This is a genomic window from Streptomyces sp. NPDC030991 (genome assembly GCF_055571235.1).
Genome location: NZ_JBVIFR010000004.1, coordinates 366808 through 390378 on the forward strand (window position 1 = coordinate 366808; position 23571 = coordinate 390378).

Here is a 23571-nt window from a genome sequence, read left to right on the forward strand (position 1 = left end):
CGGGCGGCTGTTCACCACACTTTTCTCCCGAATTGGTGTGGACTTTTCCTCTCGTCCGCCGGGGGCGGCGACGCGTGACGGCGGGGGGTGGGGCCGGTCAGCCCTGCCCCGAGGAGCGGGGCGGGCTGACCGTGGTGCGGGGTGGGCGGCGCTGCGACGAGGTCCGCACGATGAGTTCGGTCGGTATCACCTGCTCGACCGGCCGGTCCGAATCGACGCTCTCGATGGCGTCGATGAGCAGCTGGACGACGGCCGTGCCGATGCGGCGCGGTTTGAGCGAGAGGGTCGTGATGGGTGGCTCGGTGGTCGCGTACACGGTCGACTCGCTGCAGCACACGAGCAGCAGATCCTCTGGGACGCGCAGACCGTAGCGGCGGGCAGCGGCCAGCAGGTCGGTGCCGTTGGGGTCGAAGAGGCCGTAGACCGCGTCGGGGCGGTCGGGCCGGGCGAGCAGCCGGTCGGCGGCGACGGCGCCCGCGCACGGATCGTGCGCGGGGTAGGACTCGTAGACCGGTTCCTGCCCGATCCGCTCGCACCAGTGCAGATACGCCGAGGTGGAGAGGTGGGTGTAGGTGTCCGTGGTGGTGCCGGTGAGCAGGCCGATGCGGCGTGCGCCGGCCTCGGCGAGGTGGTCGAGGATGCCGAGCACGGCGGCCTCGTGGTCGTTGTCGACCCAGGCGGTCACGGGCAGGGTGCCCGCGGGACGTCCGTCGGAGACGACGGGCAGGCCCTGGCGGACCAGCTCGCTGACGACCGGGTCGTGGTCGGAGGGGTCGATGACGACGGTGCCGTCGAGAGCGACGTTCGACCACACGTCGTGACGTGAGGTGGCGGGCAGGATGACGAGGGCGTAGCCGCGGGCCAGCGCGGCTGACGTCGCGGCTCTCGCCATCTCCGCGAAGTACGCGAACTCGGTGAAGGTGAAAGGTTCATCCCCGTAGGTCGTCACTGTCAGGCCGATCAGGCCCGACTTGCCGGTACGGAGCGTGCGGGCGGCCGCGGAAGGGCGATAGCCCAGCCGGTCGGCGACCTCGCGGACATGGCGTCGGGTGGCGTCCGGGAGCCGGCCCTTGCCGTTGAGCGCATCGGAGACAGTCGTGATCGAGACCCCGGCGGCGGCGGCAACGTCTCTGATGCCTGCGCGACCCGGCCGGGTGCCCCTGCGGGTCGTCTCCGCCCGGCTCACCTGGTGCTTCCCTGCTGCTGTCATGGCGAGCCGATAGTAGGGCTCATGCGGCTGCATGGCAGGGGTGCATATGCACGCGTTGACAGGCACGTTTCTGCAAGGTGATACCCCGTCAGTGACCATGGAACACAAGGGAGTTGCTGGGCTTCGCGGGGCTACGTCACGTGTCGGCGCGCGCGGGCCTGCCAAGTCGGCGATGTTGCGAGTAGGTCTCAACTCACCTTCACGGGTGATGCGCGCCACGGCGCGAGCCACCGGCGCGCGCCAGCAAGTGGAGCGCTCCCCCCTCTCCGTACGCCTCGCTCCGGCCTCCTCACGGGCGGAGCGGACCGGCCCATTGGGGCGGGCGGCCAATCCTCTTAAGGTGAGCAGTATTGGAACGGTGGCCACAAGGAGGACTGCGGTGAGCGAGACGAACCCCAAGCTGCGTGCGGAGCTGGCGGGGATCCCCACCTACAAGCCGGGCAGGCCGGCGGCGGTCGGGGGTCCGGCGGCGTACAAGCTGTCCTCCAACGAGAACCCGTATCCGCCGCTGCCCGGGGTGATGGAGCGGGCGATCGCCGCGGCCGGGACCTTCAACCGCTACCCGGACATGGCGTGCACCGGCCTGATGGCCGAGCTGGCGGACCGCTTCGGGGTGCCGGTCACGCATCTGGCGACCGGCACGGGCTCGGTCGGTGTCGCCCAGCAGCTGCTCCAGGCGACCAGCGGCCCTGGCGACGAGGTCATCTACGCGTGGCGGTCCTTCGAGGCGTACCCGATCATCACGCAGATCAGCGGCGCCACGTCGGTGAGGGTGCCGCTCACGCCGGACGAGGACCACGACCTCGACGCCATGGCCGACGCGATCACCGAGCGCACGCGGCTCATCTTCGTCTGCAACCCCAACAACCCCACGGGCAATGCCATCCGCCGGCCCGAGCTGGAACGATTCCTCGATCGCGTGCCCTCCGACGTGCTGGTCGTGCTCGATGAGGCGTACCGGGAGTTCATCCGCGACCCGGAGGTGCCGGACGGGGTGGAGATCTACCGGGACCGGCCGAACGTGGCAGTCCTGCGGACCTTCTCCAAGGCGTACGGGCTCGCGGGGCTGCGGGTCGGCTTCGCCATCGCGCACGAGCCGGTTGCGGCTGCGCTGCGCAAGACCGCGGTCCCCTTCGGTGTCAGCCAGCTCGCGCAGGACGCGGCGGTGGCGTCGCTGCGGGCGGAGGACGAGCTGCTCGGCCGGGTCGGCTCGCTGGTGAACGAGCGCACCCGGGTGGTCGAGGCGCTGCGGACGCAGGGCTGGACCGTGCCGGAGACGCAGGCCAACTTCGTCTGGCTGCGCCTGGGCGAGCGGACCATGGACTTCGCCGCCGCGTGCGAGCGGGCCGGGGTCGTCGTCCGGCCGTTCGCCGGTGAGGGGATGCGGGCCACGATCGGGGAGACCGAGGCCAACGACATCTTCCTGCACGCGGCGGAGGCGTTCCGCAAGGAGCTCTGAGACCCGCAGGACACGGTGAACGGGCGCGTGAGGCGGAATGTGCCGCCTCGCGCGCCCGTGCGTGCTCCGAGCCCCGGCCGCGGCCCACTGTGGCGTTGCTCGCAGTAGGGGGACCCCCCTTCGGATTCCGACAACCAGTACGACATAATGCTTGTGAATGTGAACGCGTTCACAAGCGCGTCCCGGTTCCTCCGGAAAAGTGCGGGATTTTTAGGGACAAACCGCTGCTGTGGCCGCGGTGATGTAAGGAGATGACGCAGTGGACCTGGCTCTGGCGCCGGAGACCCTGGCGCGATGGCAGTTCGGCATCACCACCGTCTACCACTTTCTCTTCGTTCCCCTGACGATCTCGCTCGCGGCGCTGACCGCCGGGTTGCAGACCGCCTGGGTGCGTACGGAGAAGGAGAAGTACCTCAGGGCCACCAAGTTCTGGGGGAAGCTCTTCCTGATCAACATCGCGATGGGCGTCGTGACGGGCATCGTGCAGGAGTTCCAGTTCGGCATGAACTGGTCCGACTACTCGCGCTTCGTCGGTGACGTCTTCGGAGCGCCCCTGGCCTTCGAGGCGCTGATCGCGTTCTTCTTCGAGTCCACCTTCATCGGCCTGTGGATCTTCGGCTGGGACAAGCTGCCGAAGAAGATCCATCTGGCCTGCATCTGGATGGTGTCCATCGGCACGATCCTCTCCGCGTACTTCATCCTCGCGGCCAACTCCTGGATGCAGCACCCGGTCGGCTACAAGTACAACAAGGCCACCGGACGGGCCGAGCTCACCGACTTCCTCCAGGTGCTCACCCAGAACACGGCGCTCACCCAGGCCTTCCACACACTGTCCGCCTCGTTCCTCACCGGCGGCGCGTTCATGGTCGGCATCGCGGCCTTCCACCTGGCGCGCAAGAAGCACATCGCGACGATGAAGACGTCGCTGCGCCTCGGACTGATCACCGTCGTCATCGCCGGCATGCTCACCGCGATCAGCGGTGACCAGCTGGGCAAGGTCATGTTCAAGCAGCAGCCGATGAAGATGGCCTCCGCCGAGGCGCTGTGGGACGGCCAGAACTCCGCGCCGTTCTCGATCTTCGCCTACGGAGACGTGAGCAAGGGACACAACAGCGTCGAGTTCTCCATACCAGGAGTGCTGTCCTTCCTCGCCGACGACAACTTCACCTCGTACATCCCCGGCATCAACGACACCAACAAGGCCGAGCAGGAGAAGTACGGGCCCGGCGACTACCGGCCGATCATCCCCGTCACCTTCTGGGCCTTCCGCTGGATGATCGGCTTCGGCATGGCGTCCTTCGCCATCGGCCTCGCCGGGCTCTGGCTCACCCGCAAGAAGTTCATGCTGCCGCAGCATCTGAGGACGGGCGAGGACGAGGCACCGAACCTGGTGCTCTTCAAGAACAAGGCGCTCAGCCCGAAGTTCACCAAGCTCTACTGGATCGTCGCCCTGTGGACCATCGGGTTCCCGCTGATCGCCAACTCCTGGGGCTGGATCTTCACCGAGATGGGCCGTCAGCCGTGGGTCGTCTACGGCGTCCTGCAGACCCGCGACGCGGTCTCCCCCAGCGTCTCGCAGGGCGAGGTCATCGCCTCGATGACCGTCTTCACCCTGCTCTACGCGGTGCTCGCCGTCATCGAGGTCAAGCTGATGGTCAAGTACATCAAGGCCGGACCGCCCGAGCTCAGCGACGACGACCTCAACCCGCCCACCAAGATCGGCGGCGACCGTGACGCCGACAAGCCGATGGCCTTCTCCTACTAGGGCCAAGGGAGCGCTTCAGTCATGGAACTCCACGACGTCTGGTTCGTCCTCATCGCGGTCCTCTGGATCGGCTACTTCTTCCTGGAGGGCTTCGACTTCGGGATCGGTGTCCTCACCAAGCTGCTCGCCCGCGACCGCACCGAGCGGCGGGTCCTGATCAACACGATCGGCCCCGTCTGGGACGGCAACGAGGTGTGGCTGCTCTCGGCCGGCGGTGCGACCTTCGCCGCCTTCCCCGAGTGGTACGCGACGCTCTTCTCCGGCTTCTACCTGCCGCTGCTGCTGATCCTGGTCTGCCTCATCGTGCGCGGGGTCGCCTTCGAGTACCGGGCGAAGCGGCCCGAGCAGAGGTGGCAGACCAACTGGGAGCACGCGATCTTCTGGACGTCGCTGATCCCGGCGCTGCTGTGGGGCGTGGCCTTCGGGAACATCGTGCGCGGCGTGAAGATCGACAAGAACTTCGAGTACGTCGGCAACCTCTGGGACCTGCTCAACCCGTACGCCATCCTGGGCGGCCTGGTCACCCTGACGCTGTTCACCTTCCACGGTGCGGTGTTCGCCTCGCTCAAGACGCTGGGCGACATCCGGGTGCGGGCGCGGAAGCTGGCGCTCACCCTCGGTCTGGTCACCGCGGTGTTCACGCTGGGGTTCCTGATCTGGACCCAGGCCGACAAGGGGGACGGCGGTTCGCTCATCGCGCTCATCGTGGCCGTGGTCGCGCTCCTCGGGGCGATCGGCGCCATCAAGATGGGCCGCGAGGGCTGGTCGTTCGCGTTCTCCGGCATCACCATCGCGGCGGCCTTCACCATGATCTTCCTGACAATGTTCCCGAACGTCATGCCGTCGTCACTCGATCCGGAGTGGAGTCTCACCGTCTCCAACGCCTCGTCGAGCCCGTACACCCTGAAGATCATGACGTGGCTCGCGGCGATCGCGACGCCGCTCGTGCTGCTCTACCAGTCGTGGACCTACTGGGTGTTCCGCAAGCGCATCGGCACCAAGCACATCGCCGACGCCGCGCACTGAACCCTGACCTGCCTACGTGAGGGTGTGTTTCACGTGAAACCGATCGACCAGCGCCTGCTCCGGTACGCCCGGGCCACCCGCCTCTTCCTGTTGGCGGTGGTCGTCCTCGGCGCTGCCGGGGCCGGGCTGGTCATCGCGCAGGCGATGCTCATCGCCGAAGTGGTGGTGGGGGCCTTCCAGCACGGCTTCGACGTTGCCGGACTGCGCTCGCCCTTGCTGCTGTTGGTGTTGGTCGCGGCCGGGCGGGGGCTCGTCTCCTGGCTGACCGAGCTGGCCGCGCACCGGGCGAGCGCGGCGGTCAAGTCGGAGTTGCGCGGGCGGCTGCTGGAGCAGGCGTCGCAGCTCGGCCCGGGCTGGCTGAGCGGGCAGCGCACCGGTTCGCTGGTGGCGCTCGCCACGCGCGGAGTCGATGCGCTCGACGACTACTTCTCGCGTTATCTGCCGCAGCTGGGGCTCGCGGTGGTGGTCCCCGTGGCGGTGCTCGCCCGGGTCGTCACCGAGGACTGGGTGTCGGCCGCGATCATCGTCGGCACACTGCCCCTCATCCCGATCTTCATGGTCCTGATCGGCTGGGCCACCCAGTCCCGGATGGACCGGCAATGGCGGCTGCTCTCCCGGCTGTCGGGGCACTTCCTCGACGTGGTCGCAGGGCTGCCGACCCTGAAGGTGTTCGGCCGCGCCAAGGCACAGGCCGAGTCCATCCGCACGATCACCGGCCAGTACCGCAGGGCGACCGTACGGACCCTGCGGATCGCCTTCCTGTCGTCCTTCGCGCTGGAACTGCTCGCGACACTGTCGGTCGCCCTGGTCGCCGTCAGCGTCGGCATGCGGCTCGTCCACGGCTCCATGGACCTCTACGTGGGGCTCGTGATCCTCGTCCTCGCGCCCGAGGCGTATCTGCCGCTGCGCCAGGTCGGGGCGCAGTTCCACGCGGCGGCCGAAGGGCTCGCGGCGGCCGAGGAGATCTTCGCCGTCCTGGAGACGCCCTTGCCGCGGACCGGGACGGAGCCGGCCCCGGCCGCTTCTGATGTCGTGTTCGACGACGTCTCTGTCCGCTATGAAGGGCGCACCGACGACGCTGTCTCCCACGCCTCCTTCGAGGTCGCCGCCGGCGAGACCGTGGCACTCGTGGGGCCCAGCGGAGCGGGCAAGTCGACGCTGTTGAACGCCCTGTTGGGGTTCGTACGTCCTTGTGGTGGACGGGTGCTGGTCGGGGGCGCCGACCTCTCCGGCCTGGAGCGGGAACAGTGGCACGCGCGCGTGGCGTGGGTCCCGCAGCGACCGCAGCTGTATGCCGGGTCGATCGCGGACAACGTGCGGCTCGCCTGGCCGGCGGCCGACGACGCGGCGGTGCTGGCCGCGCTGCGGGAGGCCGGGGCGCTGGAGTTCGTCGAGGCGCTGCCCGACGGCGTGCGCACCGAACTGGGCGAGGACGGGGCCGGGCTGTCGGCCGGGCAGCGCCAGCGCCTCGCCCTGGCCCGGGCGTTCCTCGCCGACCGGCCCGTCGTGCTGCTCGACGAACCGACGGCCGCACTCGACGGCGCGACCGAGGCGGGCATCGTCGAGGCGGTGCGCAGGCTGGCCGTCGGCCGGACCGTGCTGTTGGTCGTGCACCGGCCGGCCCTGCTGGCCGTCGCCGACCGTGTGGTCCGCATCGAGGCGCCCGGCGCGGCGCGGCTGCCGCGGCAGCACCTCGCGGCTGCCCCGGCTGCGCCCGAACCGGAGCGGGCCGTCACTGTTCCCGCGGCTCGGCAGGGGCAGGACGCGCCGGCCGAGTCGCGCAGGCACGTCCTCACCCGCCTTCGGGCCGCCGCGCGTCCGCGCCGCTCGCGCCTGGCTCTCGCATGGCTGCTCGGGGCGCTCGCGCTCGGTAGCTCGGTCGGCCTGATGGCGACCAGCGGATGGCTGATCTCGCGGGCCTCGCAGCAGCCGCCCGTGCTCTACCTGATGGTCGCGGTGACGGCCACGCGCGCGTTCGGCATCGGCCGGGCCTGCTTCCGGTACGCGGAGCGGCTCGTGTCGCACGACGCCGTGCTGCGGATGCTGGCCGACACCCGGGTCGCCGTCTACCGGCGCCTGGAGCGGCTCGCGCCCGCCGGACTGCGGACGACGCGCCGCGGTGACCTGCTCTCCCGGCTCGTCGCCGACGTGGACGCCCTCCAGGACTACTGGCTGCGCTGGCTGCTGCCCGCGTCGGTGGCGGCACTCGTCGGGGCCGGTTCCGTGGCGTTCACCGCCTGGCTGCTGCCCGCGGCCGGCGCCGTGCTCGCCGTGGGGCTGCTGCTCGCCGGGGTCGGTGTGCCGCTGCTCTCCGGCGCCGTGGCCCGCCGCGCGGAGCGGAAACTGGCTCCCGCGCGCGGGGTGCTCGCGACCCGGGTGGCCGAGCTGCTGACCGGGACCGCGGAGCTCACTGTCGCTGGCGCGCTCCCCCGGCGTACGAAGGAGGCCGGACGGGCGGACTCCGCACTCACCCGGATCGCGTCGCGCGCGGCTACGGCGACCGCGCTCGGCGACGGCCTCACCGCCCTGATCACCGGCCTGACCGTGGCCGCCGCGGCACTGGTCGGCGTGGACGGGGTCCGCGCAGGACAGCTGGACGGGGTGACGATGGCGGTCGTCGTCCTGACACCGCTGGCCGCGTTCGAAGCGGTGCTCGGGCTGCCGCTGGCCGTGCAGTACCGGCAGCGGGTCCACAAGAGCGCCGAGCGCGTCCACGAGGTCCTCGACGCCCCCGAACCCGTGCGGGAGCCCGAGCGGCCCGTACCGGCGCCGCAGGACCCCTTCCCGCTCATCGTGCGGGACCTCGCCGCCCGGTACGAGGGGCAGGCGCGGCCCGCGCTCGACGGCGTCGGCCTGACGCTGGAGCGTGGCCGCAGGATCGCCGTGGTCGGCCCCTCCGGGTCGGGCAAGACGACTCTGGCCCAGGTGCTGGTGCGCTTCCTCGACGCGGACGCGGGGAGCTACACGCTCGGCGGGACCGACGCGTACGCCCTCGAAGGAGACGCCGTACGGCGTCTTGTCGGGCTGTGCGCCCAGGACGCCCACCTCTTCGACAGCAGCGTCCGCGAGAACCTGCTGCTCGCCAAGAAGGACGCCACGCAGGACGAACTGCGGGCCGCACTCGCTCGCGTACGCCTCCTGGAGTGGGCGGACGCGCTGCCCGACGGGCTCGACACCCTGGTGGGCGAGCATGCCGCGCGGCTCTCCGGCGGGCAGCGGCAGCGGCTCGCGCTGGCCCGCGCGCTCCTCGCCGACTTCCCCGTCCTGGTCCTGGACGAGCCGGCCGAGCACCTCGACCTGGAGACGGCGGACGCACTCACCGCGGATCTGCTGGACGCGACCCGGGGGCGTACGACAGTGCTGATCACGCACCGGCTCGCTGGTCTCGACGCCGTCGACGAGGTCATCGTGCTCGACGGCGGGCGGGTCGTGCAGCGCGGCTCCTACGCGGAGCTGGCCGCTGTCGAGGGGCCGCTGCGGGAGCTTCGCGAGCGGGAGAGCGCGGCGGAACTGCTGGTCGGTCCGGGGGCGCGCCGGTGAGTCCGGCGCGCGATGCCGGTAAGTCCGACTTTCCTCGCTAAGTATGACTAACTAGGCTCAAGGGTATGGCAGCATCCGCGGGGTCCTCCGCTCCGAACCCGGCCGAGCCCCCCGTGGACTCCACGGCTGCGGCGACCGAGGCGACCCGCAGCCTGCAAGGGCTCTCCACGGAGCTGACCGCGCGCGTGCCGCAACTCCTCGAAGCGATGCGCTCCGTGGGCACCGGTCTGGAGCTGCACTCCACGCTCGACCGGATCTGTGAGACCGCCGCCGAGCTGGCGGACGCCACGTATGCGGCGATCGGCGTCATCGCCGAGGACGGCGAAGGGCTCTCGGACTTCGTCCACCACGGCATCGACGCGGAGACCGCGCTGCGCATCGGACGGCTGCCCGACGGGCATCGGGGCGTGCTCGGCGCGCTCATCCACGACCCCGTACCGATGCGCCTGGCGAACCTCGCGGACGACCCGCGCTCGTGCGGGTTCCCCGCGCATCATCCGCCGATGCGGACCTTTCTCGGCGTCCCCATCCGCGTACAGGGAGAGATCTTCGGAAACCTCTACCTCACGGAGAAGCGCGGGGGCGGCGAGTTCAACGACTACGACCTGAACATGGTCCGGGTGCTCGCCACGGAGGCGGGCATCGCGATCGGCAACGCGCGGCTCTACGAAGCGGCCAGACAGCGCGAGCGGTGGATCGACGGGTCCGTGGCCGTCACCACCGCGCTGCTCTCGGGCGGCGACGCCGACGAGGCGCTGCAAGTGGTCGCCGAACAGGCCCGCAAGCTCTCGGAGTCGGCGGCCGGCATAGTGCTGCTGCCGACCGAGGAGGGCGGCATGGAGATCGTCGCCGTCGCCTCGGACGAACCCTCCGCCGCGCTCGGCGTGATCATTCCGCCGGAGAGCGAGATCATCTCCGAACTCATGGGCGGCGAGGCCGTCTTCATCGACGACGCCGCCGCTGACCCCCGTGCGATGACCGACCTCGCGCGGGGATACGGCCCGGCCATGCTGTTGCCTCTCCAGAGCGACGGACGCGTGCTGGGGACGCTGGTGACGCCCCGCGCGCGTGGGGGGCGTCCCTTCTCGGAGGTGGAGCGCACGCTTGCCACGCAGTTCGCCTCGCAGGCCGCGTTGGCGCTGATGATGGCCGAGGCGCAGCGCGACCGGGAGCGGCTCGCCGTCTTCGAGGACCGGGACCGCATCGCCCGGGACCTGCACGACCTGGTGATCCAGCGGCTGTTCGCCACCGGGATGATGCTGGAGACGGCCGCGCGCCGCTCCGTGGTGCCCGAGGTGCAACAGGGCGTCGGCAAGGCCGTCGACGAGCTGGACGTCACCATCCAGGAGATCCGCACCGCCATCTTCGCGCTCCAGCAGGGGCCGGCCGAGGCGCCGTCCAACCTGCGCACGCGCGTGCTGCGAGAGATCAACACGGCCGCTGTGCCGCTCGGGTTCAAGCCCTCGCACCGCTTCCTCGGGCCGGTCGACGCGGTGGTCGGCGAACTCACCGGCAAGAACCTCATCGCGGCCCTGCGGGAGGCTCTCTCGAACGCGTTCCGGCACGCGGAGGCCGCGCGGATCGAGGTCGTCGTGGACGCGACCGTGCTTCTGCCGGACGGCCTGCGGGGCGTCCGCCTGACGGTCGCCGACGACGGCGTGGGCATCCCGGAGGGCGGCCGGCGCAGCGGCCTGAAGAACCTCAAGAGGCGGGCCGAGTCGCTCGGTGGCGACAGTTGGTACGGGCCGGGTCTCGGGAACGACGGGGGCGGCACGACGGTCGTCTGGCAGGCCCCGTACTGACCAGGGGGTTACGGGGCGGGGCCCGATGTACCTGGTCTGGCGGTACGTTTCTGCACCGTACGGGGCAACGGTTCCCCCAGCCGTACGAGTCCCCCAGGGACGGCGACCGCGCTACGGGCAGGCATCCCGGACATGCGCCAACGTCGCCGCTCTCCCGTCGTCCCGGCGCTGCTGTGCGCACTTTTCACACTGCTCGCTCTCGGCGGGCCGCCCACGTCTTCGCAGGGCGCGGAGGGCCCCAGGGCGAGCACCGAAGTGGCGCGCCTCTTCGAGGAGGCGTCGGCGGCGACGCAGCACTATGAAGTAGGCCGCAGAGCCGCCCACGTACAGAAGGTCAAAGCACGGCGCATGGAGCGGCTGCTTGCGCGGGAGCGGCGCGAGGTCGCCCTGCTCCACAACGACCTCGGCCGCATCGCCCGCGCCCAGTACCGCAGCGGCGGTGACCTCCCGCTCACGGCGCAGATGCTGCTCTCCACCCGGCCTGAGGAGCTGATGCACGGCCAACGGGCCGTATGGCAGGCCGATCTGGCGCTCAACAATGCCGTGGGCAAGAGCCGCCGCGCCGAGAAGAAACTCGCAGAGGGCCGGCGCGAGGCGACCGCCCAATGGCACACCCTGCGAGAGCGCACCGTTCGACTGGCCCGACTGAAGAAGCGCATCGCGAGCAAACTCGCACACGCGCAGGCGGTGTTGCAGGGCGACGCCGACCGGTCGGTGACGGCCGGGCGGTGCCGTGGTGCCGTGCGCCTCGCACAGCCGAAATTCCGCGCTACGCGCGCGTGGGTGGCACCGGTGGAGAAGTACGAGCTGTCCGCGGGGTTCGACAGGGCGGGTGAACGCTGGTCGCACCGGCACACCGGACAGGACTTCGCGGTCGACATCGGCACGCCCGTGCGGGCGGCGGGCGCCGGGCGCGTGGTGAGTGTGGCCTGTGGCGGCGGCTTCGGCATCGAGGTCGTCGTGCGCCATCCGGGCGGCTACTGCACGCAGTACGCGCACCTCGCGGCCGTCACCGTCGACCAGGGAGAGAAGGTGCGGACCGGACAGTGGCTCGGGCAGTCGGGAACCACCGGCAACTCGACCGGGCCGCACCTGCACTTCGAGGTGCGGCTCACGCCGTACTGGGGATCCGGGGTGGACCCGGTGAAGTGGTTCGGCGCACGCGGTGTGCGGCTTTAGAACGTTCCTGGCGGATGACCGTGGGCGGCCCAGGTGGATGGTCGTGGGCGGCACTGGTGGATGGTCGTGGGCGGTCCCGGTGGGTGGTCGTGCGAGCAAGGAGCCGCGTGTGGTGAGGGTGTGTGCCGCGGCGTCGTGCCGTGATGTCGTGCCGCGGCGCCGTACCGACGCGGAGATCCACCGGAAGCGCCTGTGGTTGTCCGCGCCTGCCGTGGTCCGGGGCAGGCAGGTTCAGCGGGCGGCCAGGATGGACTCGATGACGCGGGCCACGCCGTCCTCGTTGTTGGTCGCCGTGACGCCGGTCGCCGCGGCCAGCAGGTCGGGGTGCGCGTTTCCCATCGCGTAGGAAGTACCCGCCCAGGCGAGCATCTCCATGTCGTTGGGCATGTCTCCGAACGCGACGACCTCGGCGGCGGAGATACCGCGCTCCGCGCAGCACAGTTCGAGCGTGCTCGCCTTGGAGACGGTCCGGCCGCTGATCTCCAGGAGAGCGCTCGGGCTGGAGCGTGTGATGGCCGCCAGATCGCCGACGGCGGTGCGCGCCAGGGCCAGGAACTCGTCAGGGCCGAGCTCCGGATGGAACGCGAGGACCTTCAGTACCGGCTGGTCCGCCACGGTCGAACCCTCGCGGTCCGCGGCGAGCAGCTTCTCGGCCGGCGCGATGCTCTCGCCGGGGTCGAGGTGCAGCGGCGGATACGTCGGCTCGTGGTGCAGGCCGCCGGTCCGTTCGACCGCGAAGGAGGTGCCGGGGGCGGCCGCGCGCAGGACGCGTACGACGTCGAGCGCGTCCTGGGCGGGCAGTTCCCGGATCTTGACGAAGCGGTGGTTGCCGGGGCCGCCGTGCAGGTCCACGACGGCGGCGCCGTTGCCGCAGATCGCGAGTCCGTGGCCGTGCAGGTGGTCGCTGACGACGTCCATCCAGCGGGCCGGGCGGCCGGTCACGAAGAAGACCTCGATACCGGCCTCCTCCGCGGCGGCCAGGGCCGCCACCGTCCTTGGCGAAACGGTTTTGTCGTCGTGCAGCAACGTGCCGTCGAGATCCGTGGCGATCAGCCGGGGCGCGGAGGCGGAGGGGGCCGGGGGCCGGGTCCCAGGAGTCGGTGAGGTCACCGCTCCATGGTCGCTCATCTGGGTGCACGGGCGTGCGGCGGGGCGCGCAGATGAGTGGTCCCCTGGCGCATGCGCCCCGCCTGTCGCGTGCGGTGTGCCGTGTCTCGCCTGCCGCTGGCCGCTTGCCGGGTGCCGTGTGCCGGGTGTCGCCTGCCGTCGCGGACCCTGATCCGGCCGAACCGACAGCTGAGGTGTCGGGCGGGCCGGGTGGGAGTGTCAGTCGAGCTGGTCCGGAGTCCGAAGCGGAGCGAGGTGTCAGTCGAGCTGGGCGAGGGCCTGGGTCGCGATGTCCTCGAAGACCTTCTGGTCGGCCGCGAAGGCGGTGTCCGGGATCGGCCAGTGCAGAACGATCTCGGTGAAGCCCAGCTCACGGTGGGCGCCCGCGAAGTCCACGAAGGCGTCGACGGACTCCAGGGGGCGACCGCGGTCCGGAGTGAACCCGGTGAGCAGGATCTTGTCGAGTTCGGTCACGTCCCGGCCGATGGCGTCGCATGCGGCGGTCAGTTTCCCAACCTGGCCGCGAATGGCTTGAATCGACTCCTGCGGCGTGCCCGTTTCGTACAGTTTCGGGTCGCCGGTGGTCACCCAGGCCTGTCCATGGCGGGCGGCGAGCTTGAGCCCGCGCGGCCCGGTCGCGGCCACCGCGAAGGGCAGCCGGGGGCGCTGCACGCAGCCCGGAATGTTCTGGGCGCCGCCCGCCGAGTAGAAGGTGCCGTCGTAGGAGACCGTGTCCTCGGTGAGCAGCCGGTCGAGCAGCGGGACGAACTCGCCGAACCGGTCGGCCCGTTCGCGCGGCGTCCATGATTCCTGGTCGCTGCGGGAGAGGGCGCTCGCGTCGAAACCGGTGCCGCCCGCGCCGATGCCCAGCGTGATCCGGCCGTCCGAGATGTCGTCGAGCGTGATCAGTTCCTTGGCAAGGGTGACCGGGTGCCGGAAGTTCGGCGAGGTCACGAGGGTGCCCAGGCGCATCCTCTCGGTGACTCCCGCCGCGGCGGTCAGCGTCGGGACGGCGCCGAACCATGGGCCGTCGCGGAACGGCACGCGCCAGGACAAGTGGTCGTACGTGTACGCGGTGTGGAATCCCAGCGCCTCGGCGCGCAGCCATGTCTCCCGGGCACCCTCGTGCCAACGGCGGTGGGGCAGGATCACGGTGCTCAGGCTGAGTGGGGTCTGGGGCGTGCGGGCCGTGTCTGTCATGACTGTGAGCGTATGCGGACGCGGACGTGGACGCGGGGGCGGCCCGTGGAGCCGGGCAGTTGGTCGGCGGCGGCGGATCCGGCGTGCGCTCCGTATCGTTCGCGGGCGGCGGAAGCGTGCTCGGTCAGGTGGCCGAGACCGCCTGCGGGAGGAAGCGTCCTCAGTCAGGTGGCCGAGACCGCCTGCGGGAGGAAGCGTCCTCGGTCAGGTGGCCGAGACCGCCTGCGGGAGGAAGCGTCCTCGGCCACGGGGCCAGCACCGGAGACATAAGGGCGCGCTCAGTCACGAAGGCGCAGGTAACGGGCAGGGACGGTGGCGGTGAGCCAGACGCCGTTGGCGCTCACGCGGAACGTGTGGCCGTCCCGGTGCATCGACCCCGCGTCGACCGCCAGGACGACGGGCCTGCCGCGGCGGGCGCCGACACGGGTGGCGGTCTCGCGATCCGCTGACAGGTGTACGTCGTGCCGGCTCATGGGGCGGAGCCCTTCGGCGCGGATCGCGTCGAGGAAGCGGGCGACGGTGCCGTGGTAGAGGTACGCCGGCGGCTCCTCCGGTGTCAGGCCCAGGTCGACCTCGACCGTGTGTCCCTGATTGGCGCGGATGCGGGTGCCGTCGACGGTGAAGCGCCGCTTGTCGTTCTCCGCGACCGCCCGGTCCAGCTCGGCTCGGCTGACACGGAAGCCGTGCGCGGCTGCCGCCGTGAGCAGCTCGTCGATCTCCACCCAGCCGCCCTCGTCGAGCGTCAGGCCGATGCGGTCCGGCTGGTGTCGCAAGTGCTTCGAGAGGTACTTCGACACCCTGACGGTGCGTTGTTGGTTCATGGCGCCAGGGTGCCCGGGAGGTCGTCCGCCGTGCACGCACATTTCATGAGCGAGATCGAGCTCGGATGTTTGATCCACAGCCAAGTCCGGTTATCCACAGGGCAATTGGCTTCGCTGTGGACAACTCGCGCTCGATAAAAGGCTATTAGTCAATAGGTGGCGTATAAGTGCCATTTGGGGTCAATGAGTCCAATGTCCGTGCTTGTACTTCACGTTCGGTAGCAGCGGCAACGAACGCCGACACGTTCTCCGGGCCAACCAGCCTCTGGACCGCGCGCATTGTGCCCACCGGTATCGCCACAGACTGCAGCTCATCCGTCTGCGCGGGCACCGGGCCCTCGGAGAGGTGCTGGTGCAGGTGCTTGGTGGCGAACAAGCGCATTGCACGCGCAAGTTCGGCGTCGACCGACTGCTGCGCGAGCGGGCGTAGCCGACGTACGAGTGACGCGGCTTCGGCGGCTTCCGTGTCCGTCGGCGGGTACGGACCGAGATAGCGCGCGAACACATGCTCGGTCGTGAACTCCAGGAAGCGAGCGGCGATATGTTCGACCTGCCCGCGCAACTCCCGTAGATGACCGCTGATTGCGGACAGCGGCACGCCCGCCGCGTACAACTCCACCGCGACAGACAGCTCTTGAGGGCTCGGGACGAGGAACTCGTCGTCGCGACCCGGGACCGGCTCCAGCACGCCGAGTTCCAGCGCGTCCTGCACCGCGGCCTCGTCGGGGTGGCCGCCGAAACGCTTGTCCAGCTCCGCCCGGGTGATGCGGCCCGCCCGCTCGTCCGTCCACGGCCCGTTCACCTCGGCGACCAGGCCGAGCACCCCGCCCAGGCCACGGCCCGCGTCCCAGGCCTCCAGGAGCTCCTTGATGGAGGCCAGGGTGTAGCCGCGGTCGAGCAGGTCGGCGATCTGGCGCAGCCGGGACAGGTGCGCGGACGTGTACACGTTGGCCCGGCCGCGGCGCTCGGGTCGTGGCAACAGCCCGCGGTCCTGATAGGCGCGGATCGTGCGGACCGTGGCGCCGCTGTGATGGGCGAGGGCCTCGATCCGGTACTCGGCGACCAACTGCTGCTCCGTCACACTTCACGCCCCTCGGCCGTCTCTGCTCGTACTCGCGGGAGCCCTGCCCGCTCTCGCGATGGCCGACCCGTCGACCGACCAGTTCATCGCATACCCGACTGACTGGCTGCCTGACTGGCTGACCGGCCAGCCCGTTGGAGGCCGACCGATCGCACCCACCGACCGCCCCGACAGCGGATCCGCCCGCGTTCGGGTAGCCAGAAACGCTTCGGCCCTGGTGCCGCGAACCCTCTTGCGAGGGATGGTACGACCGGCGCGGACGTCGGGGCACGGCCGCACGAGACTCGCGCCCGCCGGGCAGCGGGCGGTATCGGAGTCGCCCGTTCGTACCCGGCCGGCGAGCAGCGCAGCCGTCCGGCGAGCGGGTCGTGACGGGTGGGACAGGTGGCTTCCCGCGCGGGCAGGAGCACGGCATCACGGGAGCGGCGACTCACCGGCGCCGTACGTGCTGTCGGCCGGGTTCACAGCGGTGGCTCCAGCCGCGCGATCGCCCGCAGCGCTCTGGGGGCGAAACGGGACATGAGATGAGCGCCGCGGGCCTCCGGCGTCACAGGCACCACCGCCTTGTTGTGCGCGACGGCGCCCAGGATCGCGTCGGCGACCTTCTCCGGCGGATAGTTGCGCAGGCCGTACAGGCGGCTGGACTTCTTCTGGCGGCGCTTCTCCTCGTCGGCGTCGACCCCGGCGAAACGGGCGGTCGCGGTGATGTTCGTGTTGACCAGGCCGGGGCAGATCGCGGAGACCCCGATGCCCTGGCCGGCCAGCTCGGCGCGGAGGCATTCGCTGAGCATGAGCACGGCGGCCTTGCAGGTGGAGTAGGCGGGGAGCGCCTTCGAGGGCTGGTACGCCGCCGCGGACGCCGTGTTGACGATGTGGCCGCCCTGCCCGCGCTCGGCCATCTGCCGGCCGAACAGGCGGCAGCCGTGGATGACGCCCCACAGGTTCACGTCGAGGACCTGCTTCCAGTCCTCCGGGGTCGTGTCGAAGAAGGACCCCGACAGACCGATCCCCGCGTTGTTCACCAGTACGTCGAGCACGCCGTACTCGGCCGCGACCTTCTCGGCGAGCTTCTCCATGGCCTGCGCGTCCGAGACGTCGACGGTCTCCGACCAGGCCTCGGGGGCCCCGAGGAGCTGCGCCATCTCAGCGGTACGCGAGGCACTCTCGGCGTCCCGGTCGACGGCGACCACGCGCGCGCCGGCCTCGGCGAACGCGAACGCGGTGGCCCGGCCGATACCACTGCCCGCACCGGTGACCAGGACGAGCTGCCCGCCGAACCGGTCCGCGTACTTGCCGTCGGCTGCTCTGCGCGGCGCCGGCACACCCGCTTCCTGCTCCTCATGCGCCGTGACGAACTCGCCGATCCAGGCCGTGAGCTGGTCGGGCCGGGTGCGCGGTACCCAGTGCTTGGCAGGCAGTGTCCTGCGCGTCAGCTGGGGCGCCCACTGCTCGAGCCGGTCGTAGAGCCGGGGCGAGAGGAAGGCGTCCCCGAGGGGCGTGATGAGCTGCACGGGCGCGTGCGCGTACGCGTCGTCACGCGGCCGGCGCAGCCTCGCCCGCACGTTGTCCCGGTACAGCCATGCGCCGTGCGCCGCGTCGGACGGGAGCGACGCCGTCGGGTAGTCACCCGCCGGGACCTTCTCCACGCGCTCCAGGATCTTCGGCCAGCGCTTGCCGAGCGGTCCGCGCCACGCCAGCTCCGGGAGGGCCGGGGTGTGCAGCATGTACACGTACCAGGACTTGGCGCCCTGCCCGAGCAACTGGCCCACCTTGCGGGGCGTGGGCCGCTTCAGGCGTTGCTTGATCCAGTGCCCGAAGTGATCGAGCGAGGGACCCGACATCGAGGTGAAGGACGCGATGCGGCCCTGGGTGCGGCCGACCGTGACGAACTCCCACGACTGCACCGACCCCCAGTCGTGCCCCACGACGTGCACGGGCCTGTCCGGGCTCACCGCGTCGATGACCGCCACGAAGTCGTCGGTCAGCTTCTCCAGGGTGAAGCCACCGCGCAACGGGGACGGCGCTGTGGAGCGCCCGTGCCCTCGGACGTCGTAGAGCACGACGTGAAAGCGGTCCGCGAGGCGCGTGGCAACCTCCGACCAGACCTCCTTGGAGTCCGGGTAGCCGTGCACGAGGACGACGGTCGGCCGTGCCACGTCTCCCAGTTCGACCACGCACAGCTCGATCCCGCCGGTGCGCACCCAACGCTCCCGCGCGCCATGGATCTTCATGAGGTCCGTCATCAGATGCCCTCCGCCCAGCGCCGCACGTGCGGCAGATCGTCGTCCAGCCAAAAAGCGCTCTCCTCGGGGTCCTTCGCATCGGTCACCACGAGGAGCTCCTCGAACTTGGCGCCCGTGCCGCGGAATCCGAGATGCGGCTCCACCGCCCACAGGCCGGGCCGCGGGGGATGGTCGGAGAACCGGTACGGCGACCACAGGGGGGACCAGCCTTCCCGGTGCCCGTGCAGCGCGTCGCTTGCCAACCCTCTCAGCGACTGCGTGCCGAAGCCGAAGAGCGTGAGATTGATCCGCCGCTCCTTGACCCGGTCGACCTTGTGCGCGATGACGCCGAAGGGATACGCGCGGTGCCGGTTGGCGTAGCCCTGGCGGACCATCAACCGGTCGACGTCCTCGTAGATCTCGCGCAACGGACGGCGCTCGCGCACTTCCCGCAGGAGCAGCTCGCGGTGGGCCCGAAGATCCGAGAGCAGCTTGTCGTGCAGGGGGTTGAGACCGAGGCAGCCGGAGTACCCGATGTCCGCCGTGCAGCCGTTGTGTACAGGCGCCATGTCGAGGATGAACGGCATGCCCGGCTCGAGCCTGCGGTTCGTGGGGAAGAACTGGAGCGGCACCCGGAAGTTCGCGAACGCCGTGCGGTCCCCGAACCAGGCGAAGGGCAGATGGAACCAGTCCCGCACCCCGCGCTCGCGCAGCCACTCCCGCTGCATCCGCGCCGCTTCCCGCTCCGTCACGCCGGGCTTCAGCTGCGCCGCCACTGCTTCCGCGCACTCGTACGCGAGTCTCTGGACCGCTCTGAACCCCCGTAACTCCGCGGAGAGTTCCCCTATCCCTGCTGAGGCCATGCCACCGTCCGTCCGGGTCGCGGCCGCCCGTGACCGGGCCGTCGCCGTACGCGCTCGTAACTTGACACTGATGAATGTGACAATGCCTGGCGGCGGCGTCAAGGGGTTCGCGACAGTCTGTGGAGAACGGCCGTGATGTGCACAGACCCGGCACCGTCACGGGTGAAGAGACGGGGCGCGGAGGGCTACTCAGGGAGGATCCCTAGGGACCCGTAATACTCAGGTCTCATAAGAGGTCGACCCTGTGGTCTGACGATTCCATGTGGCCTGCGCCACTACGGTCGAACCGTGACTGTGATCGCGACCGAAAGCCTGAGCAAGCGGTTCCCCCGGGTTACCGCGCTTGACCGGCTGACCATGGATATCGGGCCCGGGGTGACCGGACTCGTCGGAGCCAATGGTGCCGGCAAGTCCACCATGATCAAGATCCTGCTGGGTCTCTCCCCCGCCTCGGAAGGCCGTGCCGAAGTGCTCGGCCTCGACGTCGCGACCAAGGGCGGTGAGATCCGCGAGCGCGTGGGATACATGCCCGAGCACGACTGCCTGCCACCCGACGTGTCGGCCACCGAGTTCGTCGTGCACATGGCGCGCATGTCGGGGCTGCCACCCACCGCGGCCCGCGAGCGCACCGCCGACACACTGCGCCACGTCGGACTGTACGAGGAGCGCTACCGCCCCATCGGCGGCTACTCGACGGGCATGAAGCAGCGCGTGAAGCTGGCCCAGGCCCTCGTCCACGACCCGCAGCTGGTTTTTCTGGACGAGCCGACGAACGGCCTGGACCCGGTCGGCCGCGACGACATGCTCGACCTCATCCGTCGCGTCCACAGCGACTTCGGGATCTCGGTCCTGGTCACCTCGCACCTGCTCGGTGAGCTCGAGCGCACCTGTGACCACGTCGTCGTCATCGACGGCGGCAAGCTGCTGCGCTCCAGTTCCACCACCGACTTCACCCAGAGCACGGCGACGCTCGCGATCGAGGTCACCGACAGCGACGAACACCCCGACGGGACGACGGCGTTGCGCGAGGCGTTCGCGCTGCGCGGCATCGAGACGACCACCGGCGGCGAGCTGCCCGGTGCGGGCCACACAGTCCTCCTCACCGCGCAGGGCGAGGAGACGTACGACATCGTCCGCGACGTCGTCGCGGACCTCGGCCTCGGCCTGATCCGCATGGAGCAGCGCAGGCACCACATCGCGGAGGTCTTCCGCCCCACCGACCAGCAGGCCGAGCCGCAGCAGGAGCAGGTCCCCGAGCGCGCCGCCGCCTGGGCGGCCACCGCCGCCACACAGCAGACGGGAGGCTCGCGCGATGACCACTGAGCCCATGGCCCCGGACCGTGCGTCCACCCAGATCCACAACATCGGCTACCGCCACTACGACGGCCCGCGCCTGGGCCGCGCGTACGCCCGCCGCTCCCTCTTCTCGCAGAGCCTGCGCGGTGCGTACGGACTCGGCCGCTCGGCCAAGTCCAAAGTGCTGCCGATGCTGCTCTTCGTCGTGATGTGCGTCCCCGCACTGATCATGGTCGCGGTCGCCGTCGCCACCAAGGCGAAGGACCTCCCCGTCGACTACACGCGCTACGCGATCGTCCTCCAAGCGGTGATCGGCCTCTATGTGGCGTCCCAGGCACCGCAGGCCGTCTCCCGCGACCTGCGCTTCAAGACGGTGCCGCTGTACTTCTCGCGCCCCATCGAGCGTGTCGACTACGTAGTCGCGAAATACGCCGCGATGGCGTCGGCCCTGTTCATCCTCACGGCCGCCCCGCTGCTCGTCCTCTACGTCGGCTCTCTGCTCGCCAAGCTGGACTTCACCGAGCAGACCAAGGGATTCGCCCAAGGACTGGTATCCGTGGCGCTGCTTTCGCTGCTCTTCGCCGGGCTCGGGCTCGTCGTCTCCGCCATCACGCCGCGCCGCGGTTTCGGTATCGCCGCCGTCATCGCCGTCCTGACCATCTCCTACGGAGCGGTCTCCACGGTCCAGGCGATCGCCGACACGCAGGACAACGGGAGCGCGGTCTCCTGGCTCGGCCTGTTCTCGCCGATCACGCTCATCGACGGCGTACAGAGCGCCTTCCTCGGCGCCACCTCCGCCTTCCCCGGCGCCGACGGCCCCTCCACGGGCCAGGGCGTGCTCTATCTGCTCGTCGTACTCGGGCTCATCGCCGGCTCCTACGGACTGCTGATGCGCCGCTACCGGAAGGTCGGACTGTGACCGCGATCAACATCGACCACGTCTCGCGCTGGTTCGGCAACGTCGTGGCCGTCAATGACGTCACGATGACGATCGGCCCCGGCGTGACCGGCCTGCTCGGCCCGAACGGCGCGGGAAAGTCCACGCTCATCAACATGATGGGCGGCTTCCTGGCCCCGTCGAACGGGACGGTGACACTCGACGGACAGCCGATCTGGCGCAACGAACAGATCTACCGCCACATCGGCATCGTCCCCGAGCGCGAGGCGATGTACGACTTCCTCACGGGCGAGGAATTCGTCGTCGCCAACGCCGAACTGCACGGCCTCGGCAAGAAGGAGGCCCAGAGGGCGCTCGCCACGGTCGAGATGGAGTACGCGCAGGACCGCAAGATCTCGACGTACTCCAAGGGCATGCGGCAGCGCGTCAAAATGGCCTCCGCACTCGTCCACGAGCCGTCCGTGCTGCTCCTGGACGAGCCGTTCAACGGCATGGACCCACGCCAGCGCATGCAACTCATGGATCTGCTGCGACGCATGGGGGACGAGGGGCGCACCGTGCTCTTCTCCTCCCACATTCTCGAAGAGGTCGAGCAACTCGCCTCCCACATCGAAGTGATCGTCGCCGGACGGCACGCGGCCAGCGGCGACTTCCGCAAGATCCGCCGTCTGATGACGGACCGCCCGCACCGCTACCTGATCCGCTCCAGCGACGACCGAGCTCTGGCCGCCGCACTGATCGCGGACCCGTCCACAGCGGGCATCGAGGTCGACCTCAAGGAAGGCGCGTTGCGGGTCCAGGCCGTCGACTTCGGCCGGTTCACGACATTGCTGCCGAAGGTCGCACGGTCGCACGGCATCCGCCTGCTCACGGTCTCGCCGTCCGACGAGTCCCTCGAGTCCGTCTTCTCGTATCTCGTCGCGGCGTAGGAGGCCCTGATGTACGACCCCACTGTCGCCCGGCTCACCTACCGGGCCCTGCTCGGCCGCCGCCGGGCCCTCATCCTCTTCGCGCTGCCGGTGCTGCTCGTCGTGATCTCCGCGCTGGTGCGCGGCCTCACCGGCGCCGACGACCAGACCGCGTCCGACGTCCTGGGCGGCTTCGCGCTGGCCACGATGGTGCCGCTCATCGGCGTCATCGCGGGCACGGGCGCCATCGGCCCCGAGATCGACGACGGATCCGTGGTCTATCTCCTGTCCAAGCCGGTCAAGCGCCCCACGATCATCTTCACGAAGCTCATCGTGGCGGTCGCCGTGACCATGGTGTTCTCGGCCGTCCCGACGCTGATCGCGGGCCTGATCCTGAACGGGAACGGGCAGCAGATCGCCGTCGCCTACACGATCGCCGCCCTGGTGGCCTCCATCGCGTACGCCGCGATCTTCCTGCTGCTGGGCACGGTGACCCGGCACGCGGTCGTCTTCGGCCTGGTCTACGCCCTCGTCTGGGAGGCCCTGTTCGGCTCCCTGGTCGCCGGGGCCCGGACCCTCAGCGTGCAGCAGTGGTCCCTCGCGGTCGCCCACAAGGTGGCCGGCGGCGACCTCATCACCTCGGACGTGGGCCTGCCGGTCGCGACGGTGCTTCTGGTGGCCGTCACCGTACTGGCGACCTGGTACGCGGGACAGCGGCTGCGGTCCCTGAAGCTGGCGGGGGAGGAGTAGGAGCTGCCGTGCGGGTCCGCGCCGACGAACCTCGCGGCGGGTCCGCCTGCGCGCCGCAGGCGGGTTCGCCTGCGCGGCGCGCCGCCGGTGGCCATCCGCGATTAATTCGATGGCGCCCGACCCGGCGCCGCGGCACAGTAGTTGACGTCACACCGCGCCGGCCGCCCACCGGCGTCCGTCCACCGGGAGAGGAGCGCGACGATGTCCGTCAGTAGTCCGTCGAGCTCCCTGCAGGGCAGCCCGAGGCAGTCTCCGGAGTAGTCATCGGACTCCGTCGAGGACCGCCCAGGGGTGTTGCCCGGGGCGGCCGCTTCGAGCGCGTGTCCTCAGCGGCACGCGGGCCGCCCACCCGGAGGATTGGCCGAGTGGTAAGGCAGCGGCTTGCTAAGCCGTCGTCGGGGTCACGCCCCGCGCGCGTTCGATCCGCGCATCCTCCGCAAGTGA

At 70.3% G+C, this 23571-nt stretch carries 17 protein-coding genes and 1 tRNA gene; 11 read left to right on the forward strand and 7 right to left on the reverse strand.

Features of this window, described 5'->3' with window-relative positions; translation table 11 throughout:
- Positions 1–97: 97 nt before the first annotated feature.
- The gene (locus tag ACZ45E_RS10365; protein ID WP_468218894.1) at positions 98–1210 is read right to left on the reverse strand and encodes a LacI family DNA-binding transcriptional regulator; all 1113 of its coding nucleotides are present in this window, start codon (positions 1208–1210) and stop codon (positions 98–100) included.
- Positions 1211–1589: 379 nt separating this feature from the next.
- On the opposite strand from ACZ45E_RS10365, the gene hisC reads away from it, so the two are divergent.
- The 6 genes from hisC (at position 1590) to ACZ45E_RS10395 (ending at position 11981) form a co-directional block, all read left to right on the forward strand.
- Positions 1590–2669 (forward strand): histidinol-phosphate transaminase, encoded by a 1080-nt coding sequence (gene hisC, locus ACZ45E_RS10370; protein WP_468218897.1) that lies wholly within the window; start codon positions 1590–1592, stop codon positions 2667–2669.
- 259 nt (positions 2670–2928) lie between these two features.
- Positions 2929–4434 (forward strand): cytochrome ubiquinol oxidase subunit I, encoded by a 1506-nt coding sequence (locus ACZ45E_RS10375; protein WP_468218899.1) that lies wholly within the window; start codon positions 2929–2931, stop codon positions 4432–4434.
- Positions 4435–4455: 21 nt separating this feature from the next.
- Positions 4456–5460, forward strand: coding sequence for a cytochrome d ubiquinol oxidase subunit II (cydB, locus tag ACZ45E_RS10380; RefSeq protein WP_468218901.1), 1005 nt, complete (start codon positions 4456–4458; stop codon positions 5458–5460).
- 33 nt (positions 5461–5493) lie between these two features.
- Positions 5494–9000, forward strand: coding sequence for a thiol reductant ABC exporter subunit CydD (cydD, locus tag ACZ45E_RS10385; RefSeq protein ID WP_468218904.1), 3507 nt, complete (start codon positions 5494–5496; stop codon positions 8998–9000).
- A gap of 65 nt (positions 9001–9065) precedes the next feature.
- Complete coding sequence (locus ACZ45E_RS10390; RefSeq protein ID WP_468218906.1) at positions 9066–10802, forward strand: GAF domain-containing sensor histidine kinase; 1737 nt, start codon at positions 9066–9068, stop codon at positions 10800–10802.
- 132 nt (positions 10803–10934) lie between these two features.
- Positions 10935–11981, forward strand: a complete 1047-nt coding sequence (locus ACZ45E_RS10395) for a M23 family metallopeptidase (RefSeq protein ID WP_468218908.1) — start codon at positions 10935–10937, stop codon at positions 11979–11981.
- 231 nt (positions 11982–12212) lie between these two features.
- Here ACZ45E_RS10395 and ACZ45E_RS10400 read toward each other — a convergent pair whose 3' ends face one another.
- From ACZ45E_RS10400 to ACZ45E_RS10425, 6 genes are all read right to left on the reverse strand, one after another.
- Positions 12213–13109, reverse strand: a complete 897-nt coding sequence (locus ACZ45E_RS10400) for a Cof-type HAD-IIB family hydrolase (RefSeq protein WP_468218909.1) — start codon at positions 13107–13109, stop codon at positions 12213–12215.
- A gap of 237 nt (positions 13110–13346) precedes the next feature.
- Positions 13347–14288 carry an LLM class flavin-dependent oxidoreductase gene (locus tag ACZ45E_RS10405; RefSeq protein WP_468218913.1) on the reverse strand — a complete coding sequence of 314 codons (942 nt, stop codon included), beginning with the start codon at positions 14286–14288 and terminating at the stop codon, positions 13347–13349.
- Between the two features lie 278 nt (positions 14289–14566).
- The gene (locus ACZ45E_RS10410; RefSeq protein WP_468218915.1) at positions 14567–15109 is read right to left on the reverse strand and encodes an RNA 2'-phosphotransferase; all 543 of its coding nucleotides are present in this window, start codon (positions 15107–15109) and stop codon (positions 14567–14569) included.
- Between the two features lie 145 nt (positions 15110–15254).
- Entirely contained in the window at positions 15255–16190 is a 936-nt protein-coding gene (locus ACZ45E_RS10415; protein WP_468218918.1) for a MerR family transcriptional regulator, read from the reverse strand.
- Between the two features lie 461 nt (positions 16191–16651).
- Positions 16652–18421 carry an SDR family oxidoreductase gene (locus tag ACZ45E_RS10420; protein ID WP_468219209.1) on the reverse strand — a complete coding sequence of 590 codons (1770 nt, stop codon included), beginning with the start codon at positions 18419–18421 and terminating at the stop codon, positions 16652–16654.
- 11 nt (positions 18422–18432) lie between these two features.
- On the reverse strand, positions 18433–19275 hold the full coding sequence (locus ACZ45E_RS10425; protein ID WP_468218920.1) for a M24 family metallopeptidase: 843 nt from the start codon (positions 19273–19275) through the stop codon (positions 18433–18435).
- A gap of 294 nt (positions 19276–19569) precedes the next feature.
- On the opposite strand from ACZ45E_RS10425, the gene ACZ45E_RS10430 reads away from it, so the two are divergent.
- The 5 genes from ACZ45E_RS10430 (at position 19570) to ACZ45E_RS10450 (ending at position 23564) form a co-directional block, all read left to right on the forward strand.
- Positions 19570–20598 (forward strand): ABC transporter ATP-binding protein, encoded by a 1029-nt coding sequence (locus tag ACZ45E_RS10430; RefSeq protein WP_468219211.1) that lies wholly within the window; start codon positions 19570–19572, stop codon positions 20596–20598.
- Entirely contained in the window at positions 20588–21490 is a 903-nt protein-coding gene (locus tag ACZ45E_RS10435) for an ABC transporter permease (protein ID WP_468218923.1), read from the forward strand. Before ACZ45E_RS10430 ends, ACZ45E_RS10435 begins: the two co-directional genes overlap by 11 nt.
- Positions 21487–22398: an ABC transporter ATP-binding protein gene (locus tag ACZ45E_RS10440; protein WP_468218925.1), complete on the forward strand. Its 912-nt coding sequence runs from the start codon at positions 21487–21489 to the stop codon at positions 22396–22398. The genes ACZ45E_RS10435 and ACZ45E_RS10440 overlap by 4 nt, the downstream gene beginning before the upstream one ends.
- 9 nt (positions 22399–22407) lie before the next feature.
- On the forward strand, positions 22408–23127 hold the full coding sequence (locus ACZ45E_RS10445) for an ABC transporter permease (RefSeq protein WP_468218927.1): 720 nt from the start codon (positions 22408–22410) through the stop codon (positions 23125–23127).
- A 351-nt stretch (positions 23128–23478) separates the two neighbouring features.
- Positions 23479–23564, forward strand: a tRNA-Ser gene (locus ACZ45E_RS10450).
- Positions 23565–23571: the final 7 nt, after the last annotated feature.